The 24,926-nt window shown below is 70.8% G+C and carries 26 protein-coding genes and 1 pseudogene; 14 read left to right on the top strand and 13 right to left on the bottom strand.

What is annotated here, in order from left to right; genetic code table 11:
- Positions 1-38 precede the first annotated feature (38 nt).
- Entirely contained in the window at positions 39-437 is a 399-nt protein-coding gene (locus KFLA_RS34425) for a GNAT family N-acetyltransferase (RefSeq protein WP_012924469.1), read from the top strand.
- On the opposite strand, the gene KFLA_RS34420 is transcribed toward KFLA_RS34425, so the two are convergent.
- Positions 421-1,302, bottom strand: a complete 882-nt coding sequence (locus KFLA_RS34420) for a hypothetical protein (protein WP_012924468.1) — start codon at positions 1,300-1,302, stop codon at positions 421-423. The two genes, KFLA_RS34425 and KFLA_RS34420, sit on opposite strands and share 17 nt — an antisense overlap.
- A 102-nt stretch (positions 1,303-1,404) precedes the next feature.
- Here KFLA_RS34420 and KFLA_RS34415 point away from each other — a divergent pair, with 102 nt between their 5' ends.
- From KFLA_RS34415 to KFLA_RS34405, 3 genes are all read left to right on the top strand, one after another.
- Positions 1,405-1,971 (top strand): DUF4865 family protein, encoded by a 567-nt coding sequence (locus tag KFLA_RS34415; protein ID WP_012924467.1) that lies wholly within the window; start codon positions 1,405-1,407, stop codon positions 1,969-1,971.
- 99 nt (positions 1,972-2,070) lie between these two features.
- Positions 2,071-3,294, top strand: coding sequence for an MFS transporter (locus tag KFLA_RS34410; RefSeq protein ID WP_148256812.1), 1,224 nt, complete (start codon positions 2,071-2,073; stop codon positions 3,292-3,294).
- A 43-nt stretch (positions 3,295-3,337) separates the two neighbouring features.
- A complete protein-coding gene (locus tag KFLA_RS34405) occupies positions 3,338-4,312 on the top strand; it encodes a DMT family transporter (RefSeq protein ID WP_012924465.1) in 975 nt (324 codons plus the stop codon).
- Here KFLA_RS34405 and KFLA_RS34400 read toward each other — a convergent pair.
- Positions 4,240-4,923: a TetR/AcrR family transcriptional regulator gene (locus KFLA_RS34400; protein ID WP_012924464.1), complete on the bottom strand. Its 684-nt coding sequence runs from the start codon at positions 4,921-4,923 to the stop codon at positions 4,240-4,242. The two genes, KFLA_RS34405 and KFLA_RS34400, sit on opposite strands and share 73 nt — an antisense overlap.
- Before the next feature lie 52 nt (positions 4,924-4,975).
- Here KFLA_RS34400 and KFLA_RS34395 point away from each other — a divergent pair, with 52 nt between their 5' ends.
- Positions 4,976-5,887, top strand: a complete 912-nt coding sequence (locus KFLA_RS34395; protein ID WP_012924463.1) for an SDR family oxidoreductase — start codon at positions 4,976-4,978, stop codon at positions 5,885-5,887.
- Here the strand turns inward: KFLA_RS34395 and KFLA_RS34390 are convergent, their stop codons facing one another.
- Complete coding sequence (locus tag KFLA_RS34390) at positions 5,888-6,733, bottom strand: MBL fold metallo-hydrolase (RefSeq protein ID WP_012924462.1); 846 nt, start codon at positions 6,731-6,733, stop codon at positions 5,888-5,890.
- Positions 6,715-7,311: a LysE/ArgO family amino acid transporter gene (locus tag KFLA_RS34385; RefSeq protein ID WP_012924461.1), complete on the bottom strand. Its 597-nt coding sequence runs from the start codon at positions 7,309-7,311 to the stop codon at positions 6,715-6,717. The genes KFLA_RS34390 and KFLA_RS34385 overlap by 19 nt, the downstream gene beginning before the upstream one ends.
- An 84-nt stretch (positions 7,312-7,395) precedes the next feature.
- Here KFLA_RS34385 and KFLA_RS34380 point away from each other — a divergent pair, with 84 nt between their 5' ends.
- A complete protein-coding gene (locus KFLA_RS34380; protein ID WP_041289618.1) occupies positions 7,396-8,280 on the top strand; it encodes a LysR family transcriptional regulator ArgP in 885 nt (294 codons plus the stop codon).
- An 80-nt stretch (positions 8,281-8,360) separates the two neighbouring features.
- Here KFLA_RS34380 and KFLA_RS34375 read toward each other — a convergent pair whose 3' ends face one another.
- Positions 8,361-9,245, bottom strand: coding sequence for a DMT family transporter (locus tag KFLA_RS34375; RefSeq protein WP_202797057.1), 885 nt, complete (start codon positions 9,243-9,245; stop codon positions 8,361-8,363).
- 304 nt (positions 9,246-9,549) lie between these two features.
- Here KFLA_RS34375 and KFLA_RS34370 point away from each other — a divergent pair, with 304 nt between their 5' ends.
- A complete protein-coding gene (locus KFLA_RS34370; protein WP_012924458.1) occupies positions 9,550-9,744 on the top strand; it encodes a hypothetical protein in 195 nt (64 codons plus the stop codon).
- 113 nt (positions 9,745-9,857) lie between these two features.
- On the opposite strand, the gene KFLA_RS34365 is transcribed toward KFLA_RS34370, so the two are convergent.
- Entirely contained in the window at positions 9,858-10,838 is a 981-nt protein-coding gene (locus tag KFLA_RS34365; RefSeq protein ID WP_012924457.1) for an SCO6745 family protein, read from the bottom strand.
- Between the two features lie 96 nt (positions 10,839-10,934).
- Positions 10,935-11,426: a GNAT family N-acetyltransferase gene (locus tag KFLA_RS34360; RefSeq protein ID WP_237706667.1), complete on the bottom strand. Its 492-nt coding sequence runs from the start codon at positions 11,424-11,426 to the stop codon at positions 10,935-10,937.
- Between the two features lie 150 nt (positions 11,427-11,576).
- Between KFLA_RS34360 and KFLA_RS34355 the strand changes: the two genes are divergently transcribed.
- Positions 11,577-12,800: a calcium:cation antiporter gene (locus KFLA_RS34355; protein ID WP_012924455.1), complete on the top strand. Its 1,224-nt coding sequence runs from the start codon at positions 11,577-11,579 to the stop codon at positions 12,798-12,800.
- Positions 12,801-12,804: 4 nt separating this feature from the next.
- On the opposite strand, the gene KFLA_RS34350 is transcribed toward KFLA_RS34355, so the two are convergent.
- Complete coding sequence (locus KFLA_RS34350; RefSeq protein ID WP_012924454.1) at positions 12,805-14,265, bottom strand: ankyrin repeat domain-containing protein; 1,461 nt, start codon at positions 14,263-14,265, stop codon at positions 12,805-12,807.
- Between the two features lie 341 nt (positions 14,266-14,606).
- On the opposite strand from KFLA_RS34350, the gene KFLA_RS34345 reads away from it, so the two are divergent.
- Positions 14,607-15,785 carry an amidohydrolase family protein gene (locus KFLA_RS34345; protein ID WP_049797482.1) on the top strand — a complete coding sequence of 393 codons (1,179 nt, stop codon included), beginning with the start codon at positions 14,607-14,609 and terminating at the stop codon, positions 15,783-15,785.
- On the opposite strand, the pseudogene KFLA_RS36980 reads toward KFLA_RS34345, so the two are convergent.
- A pseudogene (locus tag KFLA_RS36980) lies at positions 15,730-16,269 on the bottom strand (DinB family protein); the annotation flags it as partial. The gene KFLA_RS34345 and the pseudogene KFLA_RS36980 sit on opposite strands and share 56 nt — an antisense overlap.
- Positions 16,270-16,468: 199 nt before the next feature.
- On the opposite strand from KFLA_RS36980, the gene KFLA_RS34340 reads away from it, so the two are divergent.
- Together KFLA_RS34340 and KFLA_RS34335 are read left to right on the top strand one after the other, a co-directional pair.
- The gene (locus KFLA_RS34340) at positions 16,469-18,133 is read left to right on the top strand and encodes a DEAD/DEAH box helicase (protein WP_012924451.1); all 1,665 of its coding nucleotides are present in this window, start codon (positions 16,469-16,471) and stop codon (positions 18,131-18,133) included.
- A gap of 222 nt (positions 18,134-18,355) precedes the next feature.
- A complete protein-coding gene (locus KFLA_RS34335; RefSeq protein WP_012924450.1) occupies positions 18,356-19,720 on the top strand; it encodes an MFS transporter in 1,365 nt (454 codons plus the stop codon).
- Here KFLA_RS34335 and KFLA_RS34330 read toward each other — a convergent pair whose 3' ends face one another.
- Positions 19,721-20,359, bottom strand: coding sequence for a LysE family translocator (locus KFLA_RS34330; protein WP_012924449.1), 639 nt, complete (start codon positions 20,357-20,359; stop codon positions 19,721-19,723).
- Between the two features lie 176 nt (positions 20,360-20,535).
- Between KFLA_RS34330 and KFLA_RS34325 the strand changes: the two genes are divergently transcribed.
- The 3 genes from KFLA_RS34325 (at position 20,536) to KFLA_RS34315 (ending at position 22,729) form a co-directional block, all read left to right on the top strand.
- The gene (locus tag KFLA_RS34325) at positions 20,536-21,132 is read left to right on the top strand and encodes a histidine phosphatase family protein (protein ID WP_012924448.1); all 597 of its coding nucleotides are present in this window, start codon (positions 20,536-20,538) and stop codon (positions 21,130-21,132) included.
- An 80-nt stretch (positions 21,133-21,212) separates the two neighbouring features.
- Entirely contained in the window at positions 21,213-22,337 is a 1,125-nt protein-coding gene (locus KFLA_RS34320; RefSeq protein ID WP_012924447.1) for an alpha/beta hydrolase, read from the top strand.
- The gene (locus KFLA_RS34315; RefSeq protein WP_012924446.1) at positions 22,334-22,729 is read left to right on the top strand and encodes a hypothetical protein; all 396 of its coding nucleotides are present in this window, start codon (positions 22,334-22,336) and stop codon (positions 22,727-22,729) included. Before KFLA_RS34320 ends, KFLA_RS34315 begins: the two co-directional genes overlap by 4 nt.
- Here the strand turns inward: KFLA_RS34315 and KFLA_RS34310 are convergent.
- The 3 genes from KFLA_RS34310 to KFLA_RS34300 all read right to left on the bottom strand — a co-directional run bounded on the left by KFLA_RS34310 (position 22,726) and on the right by KFLA_RS34300 (position 24,790).
- Positions 22,726-23,103: a VOC family protein gene (locus KFLA_RS34310; RefSeq protein ID WP_012924445.1), complete on the bottom strand. Its 378-nt coding sequence runs from the start codon at positions 23,101-23,103 to the stop codon at positions 22,726-22,728. The genes KFLA_RS34315 and KFLA_RS34310 overlap by 4 nt on opposite strands.
- Before the next feature lie 118 nt (positions 23,104-23,221).
- On the bottom strand, positions 23,222-24,073 hold the full coding sequence (locus tag KFLA_RS34305; RefSeq protein ID WP_012924444.1) for a fumarylacetoacetate hydrolase family protein: 852 nt from the start codon (positions 24,071-24,073) through the stop codon (positions 23,222-23,224).
- 21 nt (positions 24,074-24,094) lie between these two features.
- Complete coding sequence (locus KFLA_RS34300) at positions 24,095-24,790, bottom strand: GntR family transcriptional regulator (protein ID WP_012924443.1); 696 nt, start codon at positions 24,788-24,790, stop codon at positions 24,095-24,097.
- Between the last annotated feature and the right edge of the window lie 136 nt (positions 24,791-24,926).

Genomic DNA, 24,926 nt, shown 5'->3' with positions numbered 1-24,926 from the left:
ATCGACAAGCCGGTGCCGGTCCGGCAGGCTCACGGTCCATGGAGCTCAAAGTCCGATTCCCCGTCGACGACCAGGTGCTGTCGACTCTGCACGCTCTCGCCTTCGGGTCTGCCGCCGGCGACGTCCAGCCGTGGGCGGCTCGCCTGGAGCGGCACGCGCTGACCTGGGTCGGTGCCTTCGACAACGAGCAGCTGATCGGCTTCGTCCAGGTCTGCTGGGACGGCGGCGCGCACGCGTTCGTGCTGGACACCGCCGTCCACCCGGATCACGGTCGCCGGGGGATCGGTCGGCTGCTGGTGGCCCGAGCGGCCGACGAGGCACGCGCGGCGGGCTGCGAGTGGCTGCACGTCGACTACGAGCCGCACCTGACCGACTTCTACGTCGGAGCCTGCGGCTTCTCGCCCACCGACGCGGCTCTGCTCAGGCTGCGGGGCTGAGCGCCGTCAGTCGCTCCGTGGAGATGCAGCTGATGAGGCAGCGCTCCTTGGCGTCCCCCAGCAGATCAGCAGTCCACCGGGTGAAGCCGCCGTCGCCCAGCTCGTCCCCGCCCATTCCCAGCCCGAGCGCGATCCCCGTGTAGTAGTTCGATCCCTTGTCACGCTGCGAGTCTTCGATCAGCTCCACGGGCAAGGCCGGACGCACGGTGTCGTCGATCCGCTCGCGCAGTGCCGTCGGCGCGAACGTGGTGAAGCTGAAGTCCGCCTTGTCGCCCAGTACGGCGTGCCAGTAGCGCAGGTGGTCCAGCAGCAGCTCGGCCTCCAACCGGCCCGACCCGGTGTCCCGCGCGGTCGACACCAGCGCGAAAAGCTGGAAGTGCGCGAACATGCCCGGCCCTTCCGCCGCCTGGGCCCGGACGACCCGCTGGCACGTCGCGAGGTCCACCCGCGCCGCCCCGGCCCGCCGGCGTACGGCGGCCTCGAGGGCCAGCTCGTTCGTGGGGTCGCTGGCCACCTCGGTGTTGCGCGTCGTGCTGAGCACCTTGTTCTGGTTGACCGTGGCGACGGCCGAGCAGGTCCCGAGCGGGGTCACCGGGGACAGCTCGACGCCGGCGAACCGCTCCGGCAACAGCTCCCACAGCCGCGCCTGCGTCTTCACCAGCGCCCGCGGATCCGTCTGCGACGGCTGCACGAACCGGTCCTGCCGCCAGCGCTCCAGCACCCGCGCCGGCGTCACCTTCGCCGCCCGAAGACGACTCACCTCCAGCAGCGCACTCTGCAGGTCGGACGGACTCAACCCGTCGACCAGCGCCTCCCGGCTCCCCGCCGGCAGCTTGGACCACACTCGCTCGTTCGCACCCGTCATGGCTCCAACCCTGGCCGATTTCGTGGTCCGTCGCACCGGGATTAGTTCTGTACCTATTAGTATGTACGACACGCTGACCAGAAGGGTGCCACCGTGTACGCGATGCAGTACGAGCTGACCTTGCCGGCCGACTACGACATGGGGACCATCCGCCGCCGTGTGCTCGAGCGTGGTCACGCGACCGACGACTTCGAGGGTCTGGGCCTGAAGGCGTACCTGGTGCAGGACCAGGCGAACGGGGCCGCGGTGAACCAGTACGCGCCGTTCTACCTGTGGAACGACACCGCCGGGATGAGCCGCTTCCTGTGGGGTGGCGGGTTCTTCACCGGAATCTGCCGGTCGTTCGGACGACCGAGCGTGCGGCACTGGACCGGAGTGGAGGCGCTGGGCGGGCCGGACGTCGACCAGCAGGCCGTGGCGGCGACCAAGCACATCGTTCAGCTGCCACCGGACGTTGATCCCGCGGGGCCGGTGGCCGAGGCGATGGACGGTTTGCGCCGGACCGCGCAGCTGGCGGGTGTGCACAGCTCGGCCATCGCGGTGGATCCCGGGCGGTGGGAGCTCGTGCAGTTCACCTTGTGGAGCGGCGAGCCGGGCATCGTGCCGGGCACGCGGTACCAGGTGCTGCACTTGTCCACACCCGGCACAAAAGACCTGCTGGTGGCCTGACGGTCCGGGTAAATTCAGTGCATGAGATTCCCGAGCCCACACCTTTGACCTGACCGCCGACCCACCAGTCTGTCCGTCCGCGTCGTCGCCTACGAGGCGTTGCAGGACCTGATTCCGCTCTACCCGCTGTACCAGTTGCTGTTCGCGGACCACGGGCTCTCGGCCGCCGAGATCTCGACCCTGTTCATCATCTGGTCGGCAACCGCGTTCCTGCTGGAGATCCCGTCCGGGGCTCTGGCGGACGTGTTCTCCCGCCGCAAGCTGCTGATGCTCGGCCCGGCCCTGACCGGTCTTGGCTACGCGGCGTGGATCACCGTGCCGTCGTACGCCGGCTTCGCGCTCGGCTTCGTGCTGTGGGGCGCCGGATCCGCGCTGATTTCCGGCACCTTCGAAGCCTTCGTGTACGACGAGCTGGCGGCGCGTGGTGCCACCGGCACGTACGCGCGGCTGCTGGGCACGGCCCGATCGGCCGCGCTCGTGATGAACCTGACCGCGACCGTGCTCGCGGCGCCGTTGTTCCAGTTGGGCGGGTACCAGCTGGTCGGCGTTCTCAGCGTGCTCAGCTGCCTCATGCAGGTCGCTGTCGCACTGTCCCTCCCGGAGGCGGCGCGGGTCGCCTCCGCCGACGAAACCGAGGAGGTGGCGCCCGGGACCGGGCGAACCGCGCTCGGACGGTACCTGCTGATGCTGCGCTCGGGTCTGACCGAGGCAGCCACCAGCAGAACGGTCCGCAAGGCGGTCGCGCTGGTCGCTCTGCTGGGTGGATTCCTGTCGTTCGACGAGTACTTCCCCTTGCTGGCCAGGGAAGTGGGTGCGTCCACAGGTCTGGTGCCGCTGCTGATCGCCGGGACCGTCGCGGCCCAGGCGATCGGTGGAGCCCTGGGCGGACCGGCGTACCGGCTGCCGGCGACGGTGTTCGCCGTCGGCCTGGCGGTGACCGCTGGGCTGATCGCCTGGGGGTCGCTGAGCGGGACCGCCGGGGGATTTCTGCCGATCGCCGTCGGCTACGGCGTGATGCAGCTGGTCATCATCGTGGCCGATGCCCGGTTGCAGGACGCGATCGAAGGACCGGCCCGGGCGACCGTCACGTCGGTGTCCGGCTTCTTCGCGGAGGTGTTCGCGGTGGCCGTCTACGCCGGCTTCGCGGTCGGCTCCGTGTGGGTCGGACTGCCGGTGCTGATGGCCGGGCTGACCGTGCCGGTGCTGCTCACCGCGCTGATCACCCGATCCGCCCTGCCGCCTCCGAAGGCTGCCGAGCCGGGCGAACAGGGCGAGCCGCGCGCGCCGGGCGAGACGGCGGAGACGGAGGGAGCCGCTGGCTGAATATTCGGTGTCCGCCGAAGCGATCCGCCCCTACGGTCGAGGCATGGCGACCACGGCACGGCCCGCGATGACGGATCGACGGCAAGGGCTGCTGGCGGCCGCAGCCGCGGGAGTGACCGTGGTGCTGTGGGCCTCGGCGTTCGTCGCGATCCGGCACGTCGGTCACGAGTTCTCCGCCGGCGCCCTGTCGCTGGGGCGGCTGGTCGTGGGCAGCCTGATGCTGGGCGCCGTCGTCGTCAGCCGTCCCCGGCGATGGCCGGAGAAGCGGGACTGGAAGCTGCTGCTGGTCTGCGGATTGCTCTGGTTCGGTGTCTACAACGTCGCCCTGAACGCCGCAGAGCAGCGCCTGGACGCCGGCACCACCGCGATGCTGATCAACATCGGCCCACTGCTGATCGCCGTGCTCGCCGGGCTGCTGCTCGGCGAGGGTTTCCCGCGCCGGCTCGTGATCGGCAGCGCGGTGGCCTTCGGTGGTGTCCTGCTGATCGGCGTGTCCTCGTCCGACGGCACCGCCGAGACCTGGAGCGTCATCCTCTGCGTCGTCGCCGCCATCGCGTACGCCGTGGGCGTGGTCGCGCAGAAGCCGTTGCTGGGTCGCCTTCCGGCGCTGGAGGTGACCTGGCTGGCCTGCACGATCGGCGCGATCAGTTGCCTGCCGTTCGCGCCGGCTCTGGTGCGGGAGACCGCCGCCGCTCGGCCGGCGACGATCTGGTGGGTGGTGTTCCTCGGCGCGTTCCCGACCGCGCTGGCGTTCACCACCTGGGCCTACGCCCTCGCCCGAACGAGCGCCGGCCGGATGGGCGCCACGACGTACCTGGTTCCGCCGCTCGCCATCGTGCTCGGCTGGCTGCTGCTCGGCGAAACGCCGGCCACCCTGGCGTACGCCGGGGGCGCGCTCTGCCTGCTCGGCGTCGCGATCTCCCGGCTGCGGTCCAAGAATTCCGGTCAGCCCGCGGTCGACTCGATGCCGTTGACCAGCAGGGTCAGCGCCGACTCGAAGCCGCCGTCGAAGTCGTAGTGCAGGCCGTCCCGGCCCAGCGCGTTCACCACCCGGGTCAGCGCGGGCGCCTTTCCGTCCGGCAGCTTCTGCACCCGGTCGACCAGGTCCGGCGCCAGCTCGAACGTCGCGGCCCGGACGGAGAGCTCACCGAGCAGGAACCCGTGCACGAAGTCGACGATCGTGTTCACCGACTCGAAGATGGCCCGCGGCGGGAGCCCGCCGCGTTCCAGCGCCCGGTAGAACGGCTCGACCGTCACCACCACGACGTCCGACACCGCTGAGGGGTCCGACAGCACCTGTAAGGCGAGGTTCGGGTGTGCCTTGAGCGCGGCCCGGTAGGCCCGGGCAGCGTCCTTCACCTCGTCCTGCCAGGGTCCGCCGGGCCGCGGCCGGACGTCGTCCAGCCCCGCGAACACGAGCTCGGCCAGACCGGCGAACACCGCCGCCTTGTTCGGCAGGTGGTGGTAGATCGACATCGGGTTGACCCCGAGCGCCGCGGCCAGCCGCCGCATCGTCATCGCCTCCAGACCCTCGTCGTCGACGATGCGCAACGCGGCCGCCAGGATCGCCGCACGGCTGAGCCGCTGCTCACCCGTGCGCGGCCGGCCCGGCTTGCCAGCAGTATTCATACACCGTATGGTACAGAAATCATACGTTGTATGGCTGACTGGGAGGGCGGGAATGAGCAAGCCTTTGGAGGGCAAGGTCGCGCTGGTCGCGGGAGGGACCCGGGCGGCCGGTCGCGGCACCGCGGTCGAGCTGGGTGCGGCCGGAGCCACGGTCTACGTCACCGGCCGCACGACCCGCACCCAGCGGTCCGAGATGGACCGCCCGGAGACGATCGAGCAGACCGCGGAGCTCGTCGACCGCGCCGGTGGCCGCGGCATTCCGGTCCAGGTCGATCACCTGGAGCGGGACCAGGTCCGGGACCTGGTCGCCCGGATCGACCGCGAGCAGGGTGCGCTGCACATCCTGGTCAACGACATCTTCGGCGCGACCACGATCGAGTGGGACAAGACGGTCTGGGAGTCGTCCCTCGACGTCGGGCTGCGGATGTTCCGGCTGGCGGTCGAGACGCACGCGATCACCAGTCACTTCGCGCTGCCGCTGCTGATCAAGCAGCCGGGCGGGCTGGTGATCGAGATGACCGACGGCACCGACGAGTACAACGCGGTGAACTACCGGGTGTCGTTCTTCTACGACCTGGCCAAGGCCGCGGTGAACCGGATGGGCTTCTCGCTCGCGCACGAGCTCGGGCCGCACGGTGCCACCGCGGTCTCGTTGACGCCGGGCTGGTTGCGCTCGGAGGCCATGCTCGACGAGTTCGGCGTGACCGAGCAGAACTGGCGCGACGCGACCGAGCGGATTCCGCACTTCGCGATCTCGGAGTCGCCGGCGTACGTCGGTCGAGCAGTCGCGGCGCTCGCCGCCGACCCCGACGTTGCGCGGTGGAACGGCCAGTCGCTGTCCAGCGGCCAGCTGGCCAAGGTCTACGGCTTCACCGACGTCGACGGCAGCCGGCCGGACGCCTGGCGCTACCTGGTCGAGGTGCAGGACCCGGACAAGCCGGCGGACACCACCGGCTACCGCTGATCACAGCCTGAGCAGCCCACCCGCACAAGCGGTGCCGGCCACACCGGTCGCTTGCCCGCTGAGGGCCGTCTGCGGGTGGGCGGCCGCGATCGGCAGCCCGGTCTCGGCTGCAAGCCGCAGCAAGTCACGGCGCGAGGTCGTCGCGACAGCGGGCTTCCGCTCGTAGACGTACACCAGCTCCGGCCAGCGCGCCTGAGCTGGATGGACCAGGACATCTCCGGCGAGTACAGCCCTGTCTGTAAGCACTGACTGATGCCCCGGAGTGTGCCCAGGCGTCGGCAGCAGCGTGAGACCGGCGACCGCCGTCCGGCCTTCCACCGCCCGCAACTGGCCTGCTGCGGCGATCGGCTCAATCAGGTTCCGGTACGTCGCACTGTCCTGCGCATGAGCGAGCTCGGCCTGCTGTACGACGTACTCCGCGTTGGCGAACCGTGGGTGGTCGCCATCGGTGTTCCAGCCCGCGTGATCGAGGTGGACGTGCGTCAGGACAACCGTGTCGATCTCGGCCGGACCGACTCCGGCGCTCTCCAGCAGTCGAGGGAGGCGACCGGTGGTGCCGAGCCACAATGCCGCCTCACCGCCCGCCGGGCCGATGCCGGTGTCGACGAGGACGGCATGCCGGTCGGACGTGACCAGGTAGGAGTGGAAGTGCAGCAGCCAGCCACCATCCGGTGCGACGTTGCCGGGTGCTTCCGACTCGGTCCAGGCTTGCTGCTCCGGCGACCAGCCCGGTAGCGCCTCCGCGATCGGCTCCGGGAACACGGCCACGGCGTCGCACAGCACGGTCACGTCCACCTCGACAGTGTCCCGGCGGACCGGGTCGTCGGTCAGGCAGTCAGCATCCACGTCGCGAGACCGGCCATCGCCACGGCAATGCCACCGTCCAGGAACTGCCACGCACGCGGCCGGGCGAAGACCGGGCCCAGCTTGCCGGCGAAGTAGCCGAGCGAGAAGAACCAGACGAAGCTGGCGCTGACCGAGCCGATCCCATACAGCCATCGCCCGTCCGTGCCGTACTGGTTGGCCAGTGAACCGAGCAGCACCACGGTGTCGAGGTACACGTGGGGGTTGAGGTACGTGAAACCGAGGCAGGTCAGGATGACGGTGCGCAGGGCAGCCGGGGCATGGTCCGACACGGTGAGGCTGCTCGGCCGGAACGCCCGCCGGGCCGCCACCGCGGCGTACCCGAAGAGGAAGAGCGCGCCGCCGTACTTGGCGATCGCGAGGGCTGTGGGGTTGGAGGTCAGCAGCGCACCGAGGCCTGCGATGCCGCCGCTGATCAGCAACGCGTCCGAGAGCGCGCACACCAGCACCACCGGCAGCACGTACTCGCGACGCAGTCCCTGGCGCAGCACGAAGGCGTTCTGCGCGCCGATGGCGACGATCATCGACAAAGTGGTGACAAAGCCGGCGAGAAGGATCACTTTGCCGACGGTAGAACGATGGCCTCTTGCAGGCCAGCTAAAGTTTCTACACCCCGGTTAGCTCAGCTTCATATGCTGGCAGGTATGCAGATCGACTCGGCACAGCTCGACACCTTCGCCGCGGTAATCGACGAAGGCAGCTTCGACGCGGCGGCGCGCCGGCTACGGATCACGCCGTCGGCGGTGAGTCAGCGGATCAAGGCGCTGGAGAGCCGGCTCGGCCAGGTCTTGATCCAGCGCGGCAAACCGGCCCGGAGTACTGCGGCGGGCGAGGCGTTGCTGCGCCTCGCCCGTCAGGTCTCGCTGCTCGAGGTCGAGGCGATCGCCGCGGTCAAGGGCCAGATGGAAGGGCTGCGGCTGCCTGTCGCGGTCAACGCCGACTCGCTCAACGGGTGGTTCCTGCCCGCGTTGCTCGACGTACCGCGCGAGCTGGTGACAGCCTTCGACCTGCGCCAGGAGGACCAGGACCACTCGGCGGAACTGCTGCGGGACGGGACCGTGCTCGCGGCGGTGACCGCGGATCCGCGCCCGGTCCAAGGCTGCCGGGTCCGGCCACTGGGGAGGATGCGCTACCTGTCGGTCGCCACCCCGGAGTACGCCGAACGCTGGCTGGCGGGCCGTCCGCTCGCCGAGGCCCTCGCCGACGCGCCGATGCTGGTCTTCAACACCAAGGACATGCTCCAGCACCGCCTGCTGCGCAAGGTCACCCGGCGCCGGCTCGATCCGCCCGTGCACACGATCCCGGCCCCAGGGCCGTTCGTCCGGGCGATCGGGCTGGGGCTGGGATGGGGCATGATCGAGGAGGAGGTCGTCGAGCCCGACCTGGCCGCCGGGCGGCTGGTGGAAGTTGCTCCTGGCAATTATGTCGACGTGCCGCTGTACTGGCAGTACTGGAAACTCGACTCCCCGGTCCTGAATGCCCTCACCGACGCCGTACTGCGTGCCGCGGCCGCCGGCCTTCGCAGTTGAAGCGCCACCGCGGAGGCCGTCGCCATCCGAGGGAGTGGCCCCCTGAGCAAGCGGTAGCCGGCTCAGGGGGCCGAGGGAAATCAGCCAGCGGCGTTGTGGCGGATCGTGGTCGACAACAGAATGAGGAGCGCGCCAAGTACCTGCGGACCGCTTAGCTGCTCTTGCTGGACGAGTGCGGCAAGCAGGGTTGCGGTGAGCGGTTCGAGGAGGACAGCGATGATTGCAGCTCGTGGACCCGCGTAGCGCAGGCCGGTGAAGTAGCTGCCGTAGGCAACCGCCGTCGGAACCAGGCCGAGGAACAGCACGGCACCGATCGCCGCCGGCTGGACTGGGATGCTCATGCCGACGGTCAACGCGACGGGCAGCAGCAGGAGACCGCCGGCGAGAAAGCCCAGACCGATCGTGCTGATGCGGTCCAGGCCGGGTAACGCCTCGCGGCGATCCAGCGACAGCGCGGCGAAGCCTGCTGCGGCCAGTAGCGCGAGACCGGTGCCGGCCAACCGATGTGCGCCCGCGGTCGGCGTACCGATCAGCAGCACCAGACCCGCGAGTGCGACGACCAGGGAGATGACGGCCCGGCGGGCGGGACGGCGCCGGTCGAGCAACGCCGTCCCAGCGGTGATCAGGATCGGTACCGCGACCATCGTGGTGAGCGTAGCCAGGCCGACCGAGGTGGCAGCGACCGCCGCGAAGTACGCAGCCTGGAAACAGGCCAGCAGCAGACCGACGGTGGCGATGCGGAACAGGGCTTCGGGACCCCGCGGTGCTCCGGCGAGCCGCCTGGTCACCAGGGCGTACCCGGTGATCAGCGCGCCGCCGGTGAGCAGACGGTACTCGGCCACAGCGACCGGGGTCAGGCCGGTGGAAGAGGCAAGGATCGAACCGGCGAGACCGCCGGTTCCCCACAGCACCCCGGCCAGAACGAGCAGCGTGATGCCGTTCCGGGACGTGGGCGCAGCGGTCACGGACAAGCGTGAGGGCATGCGAAAGGGCTCCAGCTTCGACGCAGAGAAAGGGAAAGAGCGTCAAAGCAGGGCATCAGCGGATCAGCGGCTCACAGGCAGCACCGAGTGGGGCCACGGCCATTCGGCTGGCCGGGCCCGGCAGACGCCCTGCTCAGGAGCGCGGCGGCGGGCAGATGATCAGATGCTGGTGCACGGTACTCACCCTAGCGTCGACAGGTCCCGCTCCAGCTCTTCGTGTGGGTCGTCCCAACCTGTGGATGTCGCTGCACTAGGCTCGACCGACGTCGGTCGAGGGGATTGCCAGATGAAGAAGATCGTGCTGATCGCACTCGGTGTCCTGCTGTGCGTCGCCGGCGTGCTGTGGACGCTCCAGGGCCTCGGCTACGTCGGCGGCAGTTCGATGACCGGCAGCACCTTCTGGGCCATCGTCGGCCCCGTCGTAGCGGCCGCCGGCGTCTCCCTCCTCTACGTAACCTTCCGAGGTCCCCACAACCGCTGACCCCGCGGACAAACTCCTCCCCACACGTCCCCCGCGATACCTACCCATCGCGCCCGGCCCCCGCGCATACCTGTGCCCCGTGCGTCCCGGCGCGCAGGACGTGGCCGGTGGCGTCAGGTCAGTTCGGAGGTGGGCCAGCGGAGGGCCATGGGGTTGTCGGGTGGGATGAAGCCTGAGGTCATCAGCTTGCTGCTGATCGGCCGGACCAACCGGTCGAGCTCCTCGGCCTTGTCGTGACCGAGTGCCTTCCAGCCCTGCTCGGCGAGGCGGTCGGTCGTGTCCTCGACCTGCTGACGTACTGCGTGCCCGCGCTCGGTCAGCGCGCCGTCGGCGTCCAGCAGCCCGCGCGTTCGAAGGTCCTCGGCGGCTTCGGTCCACTCGTCGTCGCTCCACCGGCGGTTCAGCTGGAAGACCTCCTTCGACGGCCCACCTGTCGCAGAGATCGTCAGGCATGCCTGGCACGGGCTCAGCCCGGCGTTCACCAAGGCGCTCACATGCCCGTCACCCCGCGACTCCCGCAAGATCGTCGCCGCCTGCCACAGCACCAGGTGTGGCTCGTCCGCCCACTCCAGCGCCGCGTTCGCCGCCGCCATCGGCCGACCCGCGGTCGGCGCGAGGTCAGCCGCCCGCCGAGCCACCTCCGCGGCGCGCTTCACCCACGCCTCGACCTCACCCGGACTCCGCCTCCCCTGAGGTTCCGCCTCCGTCCTGGGGGAAGCCTCCGCGTCCGGCGTGGAAGGAACCGGGGGCTCAGGCGGCGTACGGCGCGCTGGTGATGCCAGGTACGGGAGGAGACGGTGCAGGGCCCTGTCGACGGCTCCCAGGCGGGTGGTGACGAGTTGGGCGGGGGATGCATGGGTCCAGGCGTCGGGGATCGCTCGGGCGACCATGCTCGGGTGGAAGGTGTAGAAGACGGCGGTGACCAGCTCGGGGCCGACGGGGCCGAGGGGAGCGGCGCGGCAGGCGAAGTAGCTCATCCAGCCGCCGCGCAGCCCCAGCGCGTCGGTGGCCCGCCTGGTGTCCGGGGCGAAGTAGGTGATCGCGTGGTACGGCTCGAGGACCCGCCACATCCTGCGCGCGCGTGACTCCTGCATCCACCGATCCAAACACGAACCGCGATCCGAAGGCACCGCCCGCGCGTGCCGCCGGTGCGACGCTCGACCCCGCGTTCGGACCGTGGCAGGCGGGAGTCAGAGGGGCCGGTGCATGACGTGGAGGCCGACGTAACCGTGCGTCGGGTGGTGGAAGGCTTCGGGCACGGTGCCGATGACGCGGAAGCCCAGGGACTGCCAGAGCTTGACGGCGACGGTGTTGGTTTCGACGACGGCGTTGAACTGGATGGCGCGGAAGCCTTCGCGGCCGGCCCAGTCGATCATGTCCTGGCAGAGGGCGCGGCCGACTCCTCGGCCGCGGGCGGCGGCAGCGACCATGAAGCTGGCGCTGGCGACGTGGGCGCCGGGGCCGGGGCGGTTCGGGTACATGTTGGCGCTGCCGAGAACGGTGCCGTCGGCATCGACCGCGACCGTGGTCCGGCTCTGCGGCGCACCGGACGGCGTCATCCAGAGCGACCTGGCCTGCTCGTCGGTCAGCTCCGGGTCGTAGGCGTAGGTCTCGCCGGCCGACACGATCTCGCGGAAGAAGGGCAGGATGGCCGGCCAGTCCGCGTCCTCGGCGTCCCTCACCTGCAGTGCTTCCGGGCTCACGGCATTCCCTTCTGGTCGCCCCGTGCGGAGGCCGCGTCGTGCGGCATGCATCGATCCGATGCGAAAAGGATCACGGTGGCAGCGGCGGAAGCCAACTGTATTTCGCTCCGGCCCATAGAATCGCTGGGGATGACGAACTCCGTGGTCCATGGGTTGCCGCGCTGGAGTCTGGCCGTGCCCCCGCTCGCACTCGTCGTCCTGGTGCTGTCCTGGGGGCGGGACCTGGGCGCGTTCCTGGTGATCCTGGTCTGCGCCGGTCTCGGGGCCGCGGTGATCGCCGCGGTGCACCACGCCGAGGTGGTCGCGCACCGGGTCGGTGAACCGTTCGGCACGTTGATCCTGGCCCTCGCGGTGACCGTGATCGAGGTCGCGCTGATCGTGACGTTGATGGCCTCCGGCGGGGACAAGGCCGCCTCGCTGGCCCGGGACACCGTGTTCGCCGCGGTGATGATCACCTGCAACGGCATTCTCGGGTTGTCGCTGGTGGTCGGCTCGCTGCGGCACCGGACGCAGCAGTTCCGGGTGCACGCGTCGGGCAGTGCGCTTGCGGTCATGACGGCGCTGGTGACGCTCAGCCTGGTGCTGCCGACCTTCACCACCAGTACGCCGGGCGCCACGTTCAGCGGTGCGCAGCTCGCCTTCGCGGGCGTTGTCTCGCTGGTGATGTACGGCGTCTTCGTGTTCGTGCAGACCATTCGTCATCGCGACTACTTCCTTCCGGTCGAGCCCGCGCAGCAGCCCGCAGCCGAGTCCGCCGCAGCGCACAAGGCCGCGGCCGAAAGGTCCGCCGACGCGGCGGTGGCGCACGACGAGATGGTGGCCGACGACGAGGTGGTGAAAGCCGGCGACGAACTGGAGGAGGACGAGGACCACGAGACCCACGCCGCCGCGCCCAGCACGAAGGTGGCGCTGAGCAGCTTGGTGCTGCTTTTCCTCTGCCTGCTCGCCGTGGTCGGGCTGGCCAAGACGGTGTCGCCCAAGCTCGAGTCCGCCGTCGAGTCGGCCGGTGCGCCGCTGGCCGTTGTCGGCGTGATCATCGCGCTGCTCGTCCTCCTGCCCGAAACGGTCGCCGCCGTCCGCGCCGCGCTGCGCAACCGGCTGCAGACCAGCCTCAACCTCGCCCTCGGCTCCGCGCTGGCCAGCATCGGGCTGACCATCCCGGCGATCGCCGTGGCCTCGATCTGGCTCACCGGCCCGCTGGTGCTCGGGCTCGGCGGCAAGGAAATGGTCCTGTTCGCGCTGACGGTCGTGGTCAGCATGCTCACGCTGGCCACTGGACGCGCCACCCTGCTGCAGGGCGCGGTCCACCTGATGATCTTCAGCTCGTTCCTCTTCCTCGCCGTGAGCCCGTAAGCCCTCACTCCCTAGGCGATGCACCCCCGCCCAGGCCGGACAGGAAACCGACAACCGCCTGCTGACCGTTGTGCTTGGCCCAGCCCAGCGGAGTGTGCTGGTACGTCGGATCTTGCAGCGTCGGGTCGGCGCCGAGCTCGACGAGTTTGCGCACGGTCTCGAGATGTCCGTTCCAGGCGGCGCGGTGCAGCGGTGTCGCCGACGTCATCACGTTCAGGTCCCAGCCGAGCTCCTTCAACGGCGACAAGGCTGCCGTCCTGCCGAGTTCCGCCGCGCGGAGAGCTAGGTACGGATCGCGATCGACTGCCCGACCGGCCAGCTCTGAATCGGCAGCCACCGGTTCACCGCGGAAGACCGCCGCGAACAGTGTGTGCACGTCGTCCAGCGGTGCAGCCCCGGCCGCCCGCAGCAACTCCGCGATCTCGGTATGTCCCAGCATCGCGGCCAGCTCGTACGCCCGGTGGTGGCCGAACGCGGGATGCCGCGTACCGCGCCCGTCAGGATCAACTCCGGCAGCAAGCACCAGCTCCACCCGCCGCAGCAGTCCTTGTGCGGACGCGAACACCAGCTCGTCCTCCAGCAGATCCTGCGGCGTCGGGTGGGCCACGGTCAGCCGCTCGTGCCACGGCCCGCCGTCACCCCGGCCGAGCCCGAACTCCAGCAACAGCTCGAGATGCTGCTCGTCGTACGGCGGCGGGCACCCGGGGCCGCAGTTGTACATCGTCTGGCTGTCGTTGGGATCGGCGCCGGCCTCCAGCAGCACCCTCGCCAACTCGAGCCGGCATTGGTGCGGCGGCTGGTCCCCTTCACCCCGGCCGAAGGCGCCGGTCAGCGCGGTGAACGGTGACGGCAGCCCCTGCCAGAGGTAGCCCGCGTTCGGATCGGCGCCGTGCGCGAGCAGCAGGCGGGCGATCTCGACCGGAGCCGACGGCGACACCTCGAGCCGGGAGTAGGCCAAGTACATGAGCGGCTCCCAGCGGTACGGTCCACCTTCGTGCTTGGCCAGCTCCGGTCGGCGGCGCAGCTCCGCGCGCACCGCGTCCACGTCACCTGCGACCACCAGCGTATAGATGTTGCTCGCGGCAACATCCGGGAACGCGGACAGCAACTGCCCGGCAGCTTCGGGGCGCTGCGGATCATCCTGGCCGTACTGCAGCGTTGCCAGCCGAAGGAACTCGTCGGCGCGCTGTCCGGCAGTCTCGACGGGACCACCGACGCTCTGGTGGTGCGGTGAACGGCTGTACTGCTCGACGGTCCCGAGATGCCGGCTGAGTCGCGGCCAGCTGGGGAAGCCGTAGCTGCGAGCGATCACCAGCTGGGCGTCGGCCAGGTTCGCGACCGGGTGGAACTGCTCGGCGAGCGCGACGGCCTCGGGATCCCCGGCACGGACCTCACGCAACAGGGTCTTGGCCTGGTTGCGCAGGTGCTCGAGGTTCGGAGCGTCGGGAAGACGGCGGGTCGGCATGGCGACCTCCTCTCTGAAGGCCTGCTGTCCGCGTCGTCAGGCGAGAAAGGAGGTGGGCCTGGTGCTGCACAACCTCGAGATCAGGTGGGCTGAGCCCTTCCCGCGGACCGGTGGCACCCTGCGTGCCTGTCGACGATCGTACGCCGGATCCGCCCGCTCGGCATCTGCCCGGGCACGATCACGGAGCCTGCATCCACCACTCGGTGAACTCGTGGGCGCGGCCGCTCCGGTCGAGGCGGACCACCCCACAGGTTGCTGAACTCGGCCGGCGGCGTGGTCAGGTTGTCCCGCATGGTCGCATTGTGCCGCCCGGTCGCCCGTTCGACAGAGAAGATACGAGGATGACGACCTGGGTCTTCGACGGAATCTCGCTGCCTGTGGACAACCAGGTCAGGCTCGCGTTCGGCGCCGGAGACCGCGAGCGGCTGCCCGGCCGGTTCGCGCTGCCCGGCCTGGTCGACGCGCACTGCCACCTGACCGTCGACACCGACGAGCAGGGCCCGTTCCTGGCCGGCGAGGACGTGGCGCTCGCACGCCTCGACGAGCTTGCCAGGGCGGGCGTCAGCGCTGTTCGGGACGTCGGGGGACGACGGGAGGTCACGTTGGCGCTCGCCAGGTCACCGCGTGAGGACCGGCCGGCCGTGCTCGCCGCCGGGCGGTTCCTGGCTCCGGAGGGCAAGTACTTCCCGCGCATGCACGAGCCCGTCGAGCCCGATCAGCTCATCGCCGCGGTCGAGGCCGAGTTGGCCGACGGCGCGACCTGGATCAAGCTGGTCGGCGACTTCCCGCAGGTCGGCCCGGACGGCCCGATCCCTGGCAGCGCCGTCGAAGCGGCGTACGGGCTGGAGGTGGTCGAGCAGGTCGTCGCAGCGGCGCACGCGCTGGGCGGCAGGGTCGCCGCACACACCACCAGCCCGGTCGTGAGCGAGTTGATCCGCGTCGGTGTCGACTCGATCGAGCACGGAACGAGCATTGCCGAGCAGGACCTGGCCGTCCTGGCGGCGCGGGGAGGCGCGTGGACGCCGACGCTCTGTGCGTCGGTGAGCGGCCGGCCCGGCGAGTCACAGGAGCAGATCGACCGGCGAAGGGCGCGATCGAGGCACCTGACCGGAATGCTGGAGCTGGCCACCCAGTACGGCGTGACGGTGCTCGCCGGGTCGGACGTCGTCGGCTCGATCCCGCGGGAGATCGCTCTGCTCGCCGAGCACGGCCTGGACGTCACCCAGGCCTTGCAGGCAGCATCGACGGCCGCCTGGGACTATCTGGGCCTGCTGGACGACGGCAATCTCGTCACCTATGCCGAAGACCCGCGCGAGCACCCCGAGACTCTTGCTAGCCCGTCCGCCGTGATTCTGCACGGTCACCGAGTTCACCAGGGCGTGTTGGGATTCACTCCCCAGTCAGACCGTCGATCCGCTCGCGCAGCAGGTCGGCGTGGCCGTTGTGCCGGGCATACTCCTCGACCATGTGCAGGTAGAGCCAGCGGACCGAGTACTCGCCGTCGCGGCGCGGTCTCGTGAACGTGTGATCGAGGTCGAAGCCGCGGCCGATCTCGTCGGACTGCCTGACCACCCGGCGGAACGTCTCGACGTCCTGCTCGGCCGTCGCCGCCGAGGCGAGGTCGAAGTCGCCGTCCGGGTGCTCGGACGTCCACAGCTGCAGCACGCCCGGCCGCCCGGCCAGGCAGAGGTGGAACCAGTACCGCTCCACCTCGGTCAGGTGCCGGACCAGCCCGATCAGGCTCATTCCGGACGGTTCGACGGACCGTTGCACAAGTTCGTCGCCGGTCAGTCCGGCGATCTTCCAGAGCAGGGTGCCGCGGTGGAAGTCGAGAAATCCCTGCAGCAGATCGCGTTCGTCGCCGGTCTGAGGTGGATCGGTCCGGAATGCTGTCTCGTCGGCAGTCACAGGCTGGAACCTACCGCGACCGGGATCACTGCCGCCGGTACCCGGCCGTGACCTATACTGGTTCGCGACGGTCCGCCCAGTTCTGCCTCGGACCATTTGGCAGTCGACCCCCACGCGCCGCGGCCACGATGCCGCGCCGGGCAGGACGACCCTTTCGACTTACCTGGAGTACTCCATGGCGGTCAGCCGCCCCACGCCCGAAACTCAGTCCGCCCGCTCCGACGGTCCGGCGCGCCCTCGTCGCCGCCGCCGTTCAGGTGCCGGTGGCAACCAACCCGCAGCAGCCGCCGGCACCGTGACCGCGGTTGATGCACAGAGCAACGACCGTCGTACGGAAGGTGACCGGCCCCGCCGTCGTCGCGCGTCCGGCGGCGGCACCGGCGGCCAGTCCGCCGGCCGTTCCACCGGGTCCGCCGCCCCGGCGAGCGGTACCCCGACCAGCGACGCCGGGTACGACGAGGCCGCCGCGACGGTGGTCTCCGACGACCTGACCTTCGCCGACCTCGGTCTGCCGGCCGAGCTGGTCACCGCGCTGGCCGCGGCCGGTGTGCACAAGCCGTTCCCGATCCAGGCGGCGACGCTGCCGGACTCGCTGGCCGGCAAGGACGTGCTCGGTCGCGGCCGGACCGGTTCCGGCAAGACCTACGCGTTCGTGCTGCCGCTGATCGCCCGGCTCGCCACCAGCGGCACCCGCCGCCGGCCGAACCAGCCGCGCGCGCTGATCCTGGCGCCGACCCGGGAGCTGGCCACCCAGATCCAGGCCTCGATCAGCCCGCTGACCGACGCCTTCGGCCTGCGCACGATGACCGTCTTCGGCGGCGTCGGGCACGGCCCGCAGATCACCGGCCTGCGCAAGGGCGTCGACATCGTCGTCGCCTGCCCGGGCCGGCTCGAGGACCACGTCAAGGCCGGGCACGCGAAGCTCGACGCGGTCGAGATCACCGTGCTCGACGAGGCCGACCACATGGCCGACCTCGGCTTCCTGCCGGCCGTGCGCCGGCTGCTGGAGGCGACGCCCGCCACCGGCCAGCGGCTGCTGTTCTCGGCGACGCTGGACGCCGGCGTCGACGTGCTGGTCAAGCGCTTCATGCGGTCGCCGGTGACGCACAGCGTCGACTCGGCGCAGTCGCCGGTCGCCAAGATGACCCACCACGTGCTGCACGTCCAGCCGGACAGCCGGCTGCCCGTCCTGGTCGACCTGGCCGCGGCTCCCGGCCGCACGCTGGTCTTCACCCGGACGAAGTACGGCGCGAAGTCGCTCACCAAGAAGCTGATCGCCCAGGGGGTGCCCGCGGTCGAGCTGCACGGCAACCTGTCCCAGGGTGCGCGCACCAGGAACCTGGAGGCCTTCTCCGACGGTTCCGCCAAGACGCTGGTCGCGACCGACATCGCCGCCCGCGGCATCCACGTCGACGACGTGTCGCTGGTGATCCACGCCGACCCGCCGATCGAGCACAAGGCCTACCTGCACCGCTCGGGCCGGACCGCGCGGGCCGGCGCCGAGGGCACCGTCGTCACGCTGATGACCGACGACCAGGTCCGCGACGTGCGCGACCTGACCCGCAAGGCCGGCATCGCGCCGACCGTGACCAAGCTGCGGATCGGTGACCCGCTGCTGACCGAGCTGGCCCCGGGCGAGCGCACCTTCGTCGAGCCCTCCGCGCGGCCCGTCGCCCAGCCGGCGACAGTACGGCGTACTGGTGGCGACGGCGCGTCGGCCGGTGGCCGGGGTCGTGGCGGTGGCGGCGGTCGTCGCCGCGGCGCCTCTGGACCGGGGCAGGCTCGCAGCGCCGCCTCCGGGCCGGGGCAGGCACGGGGCAAGGGTCGCGGTGGTTCCGGTGGCGGCAGTGCGGCGCCCAAGAGCTACACCACCACGACGCCGGGCGCGGCCAGTCGCCCCGCCGGTGCGGCGGCCTTCTCGGCCGGCACCCGCGCGGGAAGCAGCCGTCGCGGTCGCTGACGTCAGGTGAGCAACGAGAGCCCAGGTCGCCAGGTGGCGACCTGGGCTCTGCTCGTTCGGAAGCAAGGAGCCAGCCGCGGCAGTGGACGGTGCTGGGGGACGTGGCGCCCCGAGGAGCTCGGCGTGTGCAACGCGCACGACCGTCTGTTCTGAGCGAGCTGCCGACGGCGACTGCCGCACGTGGTTGACTTCAAGTGCAGTTGATGTCCGAGGGTTCTGGGCATGACCTCCACCGAAGAGCAGACCGTGCCGTCACGCCCGCCGGGAGTTCTCGCCCCGGAGTACCGGGCGCTGACCATCGGGATGGTCGCGCTGATCACCCTGGTCGCGTTCGAGTCGCTGGCCGTCACGACCGCGATGCCGACCGTCGCCCAGGCGCTGGACGGCCTGTCCCTGTATGCGCTGGCGTTCGGCGGGCCGCTCGCGTCCGCCGTCGTCGCGATGGTCGTGTCCGGCACCTGGTCGGACCTGAAGGGCCCGACCCGGCCGTTGTGGCACGGGACCGCCTGGTTCCTGACCGGTCTGCTGATCGCCGGGTTCGCGCCCACCATGGAGGTCCTGGTCGTCGGCCGGGTGATCCAGGGCTTCGGCTCCGGCCTGCTCATCGTCGCCCTGTACGTCGTGGTCGGCCACCTCTACCCGGCCGCGCTCCGGCCGCGGATCTTCGCCGCGTTCGCGACCGGCTGGGTGGTCCCGTCCTTGGTCGGGCCGGCGATCGCCGGCCTCATCGTCGAGCACACCAACTGGCGGATCGTCTTTCTCGCCGTACCGGTGCTGGCCGTGCCGGCCACGCTGGTCATGCGTCCCGGGCTGGCGAAGGGCGATCACCCGCAGACCAGTGGCAAGCTGTGGAGCAAGCGGGCGTGGTGGGCCGTCGCAGCCGCGGCCGGCGTGCTGATGCTGCACTACGGCGGTCAGCAGCACGGCGTCCAGCAGTTGGTGCTGGTGATCGCCGGGCTGGTGGCGGTGGGCGCGTTCGGGCCGAAGTTGTTGCCGAAGGGCACGTTCGCGATCGGTGCGGGACTGCCCGCGGTGATCGCGCTGCGCGGCCTCGTCGCGGCCGCGGGATTCGGGGCCGAGGTCTTCCTGCCGCTGATGCTGACCAGGGAACGCGGGCTGTCGCCGGCCTTCGCCGGGATGGTGCTGACGGTGAGCGCGCTCAGCTGGACCGCGGCCTCGTGGTACCGGGGACGGCCGAACCAGCCGTTCCCGCACCACGTCTTCCTGCAGGCGGGCATGGTCTCGCTGATGCTGGGAATCCTCACCGCGGCGGCGACCCTGGACGAGCGGGTGCCCGTCCTGGTCGGTGTCCTCGGCTGGGGGCTGGCCGGGCTCGGCATGGGCACCGTGTTCCCGACCTTGTCGGTGCTGGTGCTGGAGTACTCCAGCCGGGAGCAGCAGGGCGCGAACACCTCGGCCATGCAGCTCAGCGATTCGTTGCTCACCGCAACAGTGCTTGCGGTCGGCGGCTCGCTGTTCGCCGCGATCGAGCCGCACTCCCCGACGACCGCGTACCTGACCGCCTTCGGGCTGCCCGCCGCGCTCGGTCTGCTCGGCGTCCTCGCCGCCCGCCGTACCCGGGCCTGACTATTCTTTGGCGCCGCTGACGGCGATGCTCGCGCCGAGGCCGATGATCATCAGGCCGCCGGTGCCGCCGACCAGCTCCAGCCGGCGCGGGGAGCGGGCGAACCAGTCCCGGGCGGAGCCGGCCGCCACCGCCCAGACGGTGTCCGACGCGAGCGCGATGACGACGAAGATCAGCCCGAGCACCAGGATCTGCGCCGCGGCCGCACCGGCGGCGGGGTCGACGAACTGCGGCAGCACTGCGGCGAAGAACACCGCGGTCTTCGCGTTCGTCACCCCGACCAGGAAGCCCTGCCGGAGCACTCGCCGGGTGTTCGCCGGCTTCACCCCGCCGGTGAGCGCCTCGGCGAGCGACTTGCGGGTCCGGAACGCGTGCACACCGAGACAGATCAGGTACGCCGCGCCGGCCAGCTTCACCGCGGTCAGCGCGATCGCGCTGGCCGCGATCAACGTGCCGAGCCCGAGCGCGACGGCGACCAGCATGACGGCAGCGCCGAGGGTGTTGCCGACCATCGTCAGCATCGCCTCGCGCCGGCCCACCGCCAGCGCGCGGCCGACGATGAACAGCACGCTCGGTCCGGGTACGACGATCACGATCAGCGCGGTGACGGCAAAGGCGAGCAGGTGCTGGATCGACGGCATCCCGCCACGGTAGGCGCCGGCGCGAGTGCGGTCGGCCGAAATCTCACCAGGTGGGGCAAGCTCCGGTTCGCCTCGCTCGGCACGCAGGCGGTGCTGGGGACGCTGCACGGCTTCGGTTACGCTGCGTTGGTGGATCGTCGCACTCCGGTTATCGTCCCGAGCGAAGCGGTCGGCTCGTGACCACGCTGAAGCTGGTCGCGCACGCGCTCACGCCTGGCCTGCGCGGACTCGTGCTCGGCGGCACGCCCGAGCCCGACCAGGCGAGCCTGGAAGCGGCCCGCGAGCTCAAGCCCGAGGCCGACCAGGCGTACTGCGGACCGGAGCCGGCCGCGGTCCGGACCGCGGAGGCAATGGGGCTGACGGCCACCGTCGACGCCGCGCTGCGCGACCGCTCGTACGGCGACTGGACCGGGCGCGGCCTGGAGGACCTGCTGGCGGAGTTCCCGGGCATGGTGTCGGCCTGGCTGGACCGGCCGCACACGGCACCGCGCGGCGGCGAGACCGAGAACGACCTGATCACCCGGGTCGCGGACTGGCTCGGCGACCTGGCCGGTGGACCGTCCCCGTCGCAGCCGTTCGGCGAGCCGGTGACGAGCGGGCCGGCGGCGGACCGGCGTACGGTCGTGGCGGTGGTGCACCCGGCGGTGGTGCGGGCGATCGTGCTGTACGCGCTGGAGGCGCCGGCGGAGTCGCTGCGGCACGTCGACGTCCGCCCGCTGGCGGTGGTCACGCTTTCCGCGCACGCCGGCAACTGGTCACTCGCTTTCCACTGAATCGATACTTCCGGTGAGCTCTTTTCGGTGCCACACTGCCGGAAGCTCGTGACACCAGCCGACTGTCACCGGGAGACGCGATGACGACCGACGAACTGGCGAAGCGGTTCCAGGCGAACCACCTGCGCCTGGTCGCGGCGCGGGACCGGCTGCACGGTCTGGTCGAAGCCGGGACGGCGACCCCGGCCGAGCGCAAGCGGCTCGACACGGTCCAGGAACTGCTCACCCCGGTCACGTCCACCGAGCTCGACTCCACCGGAAAGCTCGTCCAGGTCTCCCGGGCGCGCCAGTTCCTGCACGTCGACCCGGACGGCCAGGGACGGGCGGTCGAGGTGCTCGGCGAGCTCGATGCCGCCGGCAACGTCGCGGTCCTGGTGCCGGGCATGGGCAACAGCCTGGACACCTTCCGCGACCAGTCCGACCGCGGCAACCTCATCCAGCAGGAAGCCGGCCCGGGGACCGCGGTGGTGGTCTGGCTCGACTACCCCTCGCCGCCGGACATTCCGGCGGCGATCAGCCCGGCGCCCGCACAGGAAGCTGGGCCGCAGCTCGCCAAGTTCCTGGCGGAGGTCGACGGGATCAAGCCCGTCACCGCGAAACTGACGGTGATCGGGCACAGCTACGGCAGCGTCGTCACCGGCTACGCGCTGCGGGCCGGTGCCCGGGCGGACCGGGTGGTGCTGACCGGATCGCCCGGTGCCGGCCGGGGAGTGGACGCGGCGGCGGAGCTCGTACCGCCGGGCACCAGCCTGTACGTCGAACGCGCGCCGGGCGACGTCGTCTCGTACACCCAGTGGCACGGACCCGACCCGGCGAACTACTCCGACGCGGTCCGGATGGCGACGAACGCGCCGGGAGCCGACCCGGTCCGCGGGCATGACGAGTACTACCGGACGAACACCGAGTCCCTGCGCAACATCGGCCGAGTGATCCGCGGCGACCTGAGCCGCATCACCACGACGGCGACCAGCGCGGCCGCCGAGACGCGGGTGCTGCCGTGGCTGTCGTGGAGCGAGCCGGTGCGGATCGCGGCGCAGGCGGTGTCCAAGGTGTACGACGGGATGACCGCGCTGACCAAGGCGACCCGGCACGCGGTGCGCAGCGCCGGTGGCGGCGCCGGTGGCAGGGCCGGTGGGACCGCGGCAACAACCGAGAAGCGGCGGTCGACGGACCGCCCGCGCCGACCGGGAGGACCGGATCGATGACGGACGCAGTACCCGCTCGCTCGCTGGCCGAGGCCCGCAAGTTCCTGCGCGAGGAGCTGCTGGCGGTGGCGACAGCCGTCGTGCCGGACCAGCAGCCGGTCGTCACGCACGATCCCGGGCCGGTGAACCCGGGCGCGCTCTTCGACGGGCGCGGGCCGGCGACGGTGTGCAGCATCACCGTGCAGACGGGTACCGCCGACGGCGCGGGCCCCGCGGCGGCGGTGAGCGCGGCAGCCGCGGCCCTGCGTGATCGCGGCTGGACCGCCGAGGTCGCGCCCGAGGAGAACGGCCACCACCGAGTGGTTGCTTCCCTCAACGGCTACGACGTCGCCGTGCACGCCTGGTCCACCGACTGGCGGATCACGCTGACCGGCGAGACGCCGCTGCCCTAGGAAGTTGCCGCGCGTTCGGCGGCGGACCGCAGAACGCAGAACTCGTTGCCCTCAGGGTCGAGCATCACCACGAATCCGGTGCCGTCCGGTTCCCGCCGGTCGTGTGCCACGGTCGCGCCGAGGCCGAGCAGCCGGTCGACCTCCTCGTCGCGCGGGACGTCCGGCTCCAGGTCGAGGTGCACCCGGTTCTTGGCGACCTTGTCGTCGCCGTTGCGCTCGAACAGCAGCGTCACCGACTCGGTCACCACCGCGGCGTACGGGTCGTCGGGCTCGTCGTCGGACGGCCGCTGCACGTCGAACACCTGCAACCAGAACCCGGCCAGCGCGTACGGATCCCGCGCGTCGAACGTCACGGTGCGAACTCTCGAGGTCATGGGGCCCTCCCGGCCTGGACTGAGGAGTGGAAAGAGCGAAGCGACTGGAGCGACGAGGGAAGGCCGGGAGCTGGGGCCCCATGACCCGCCGGCGCCGAAGGCCCGGCCAAGAGCACGGTCAGGCCCGGCGCAGGGTCTGCCGCATCCGGCCGAGGCCCTGGATCTCGCACTCGACGGTGTCGCCGGGGGCGAGGTACGGGAAGCGGCCGGACAGGGCGACGCCCTCCGGCGTACCGGTGTTGACGATGTCGCCCGGGTCCAGGGTCATGTACTGCGACAGGTCGCGGACCAGGGCGGCGACCGAGAAGATCATGTCCCGGGTGTTGGAGTCCTGGCGGGGCTGCCCGTTGACCCAGGACCTGAGATCCAGCGTCTGCGGGTCATCGATCTCGTCGGCCGGGACCAGCGCCGGGCCGAGCGGGTTGAAGGTCTCGCAGCACTTGCCCTTCGACCACTGGCCGCCGGACACCTCGAGCTGGAAGGTCCGCTCCGACACGTCGTTGGAGACCGTGTAGCCGGCGATGCAGTCGAGCGCCTCCTGGTCCGACGACAGGTAACGGGCGGTCTTGCCGATCACCACCGCCAGCTCCACCTCCCAGTCGGTCTTGCGGCTGTCCCGCGGCACCAGCACGTCGTCGTACGGACCGACGACGGTGTTCGGGTGCTTGAAGAAGACGATCGGCTCCTTCGGCGGTTCGGCGCCGGACTCGGCGGCGTGCGCGGCGTAGTTCTGGCCGATGCAGACCACCGCGGCCGGCATGGCCACCGGGGCGCCGACCCGCAGGCCCTCGACGTCGGCCACAGGCAGCGAGCCGGCCTCCAGGGCGGCCCGGGCGCGGGCGATGCCGCCGGAGCCGAGAAAGGCACCGTCGATGTCGGTCGTGACGGAGCTCAGGTCGTAGGTGGTGCCGTCGGTGGCGCGCAGGTACGGGCGCTCCTCACCGACAGCGCCGAGGCGCAGCAGTTCCACGGACTCTCCTTCAGCGGGATCTCACTGGTGGTCGAACACCGGGCGCAACCGGGCCCGGGACGCTTCGAGGTGCGCACGCATCGCGGCGGCGGCCTGCTCGGGATCGCCCTTGCGGACGGCGGTCACGACGGCCTTGTGCTCGCGCAGCGCCTGGGTCGCGGTGCCACCGCCGTAGTACAGGCGGAACAGGTGCAGGTGGCAGTGCGTCCGGGCGAAGGACTGGCGGGCCGTCTCGTTGCCGGACAGCTCCAGCACCAGGTCGTGGAAGCGCTGGTCGTGCGCCGCCATCGCCTTGTACGAGTCGTAGTCCGGGCGGTCCGGGACGTCGGTGTAGCTGAGCATCTCGTCCTTCAGCCGGACCAGGTCCTGCGGCGAGGTGCGCTCGGCGGCCCGGCCGGCCGCCCACGGCTCGATGTGCAGCCGGTACTCGAAGAGGTCCTCGAACTCGGCCCGGGTCAGCGTCGACGACACCCGGTAGCCCCGCAGCGGCTCCTTGATCACCAGACCGTCGGACTCCAGCCGGGCCAGCGACTCGCGGATCGGGGTCTGCGAGATGCCCAGCTCCCGGGTCAGCGCGTCGATGTTCAGCCGGGTGCCCGGCGCGACGACGCTGTCCATGATCAGGCCCTTGACCGTCTCGTAGACGTCGTCGCTCAGGACCTGCCGCTGGGGCAGGCGGTTGAGCTGCCCCGCCAGGCCCACATGCGCATCCGTCACCGTCGCTCCTCCCGGAAGCCACCCATTCTGCCCGACCCGCACCACCGGCATGATCGGTCGAGACAGGGCACGTCTTGACGCCACCAGTGTGAGGCGGCACCATCGACTGCGCAATATCCTATAGGATCTTTGAGGA

Source organism: Kribbella flavida DSM 17836, from assembly GCF_000024345.1.
GTDB lineage: Bacteria > Actinomycetota > Actinomycetes > Propionibacteriales > Kribbellaceae > Kribbella > Kribbella flavida.
This window is presented reverse-complemented; position numbering and strand designations above follow the sequence as displayed.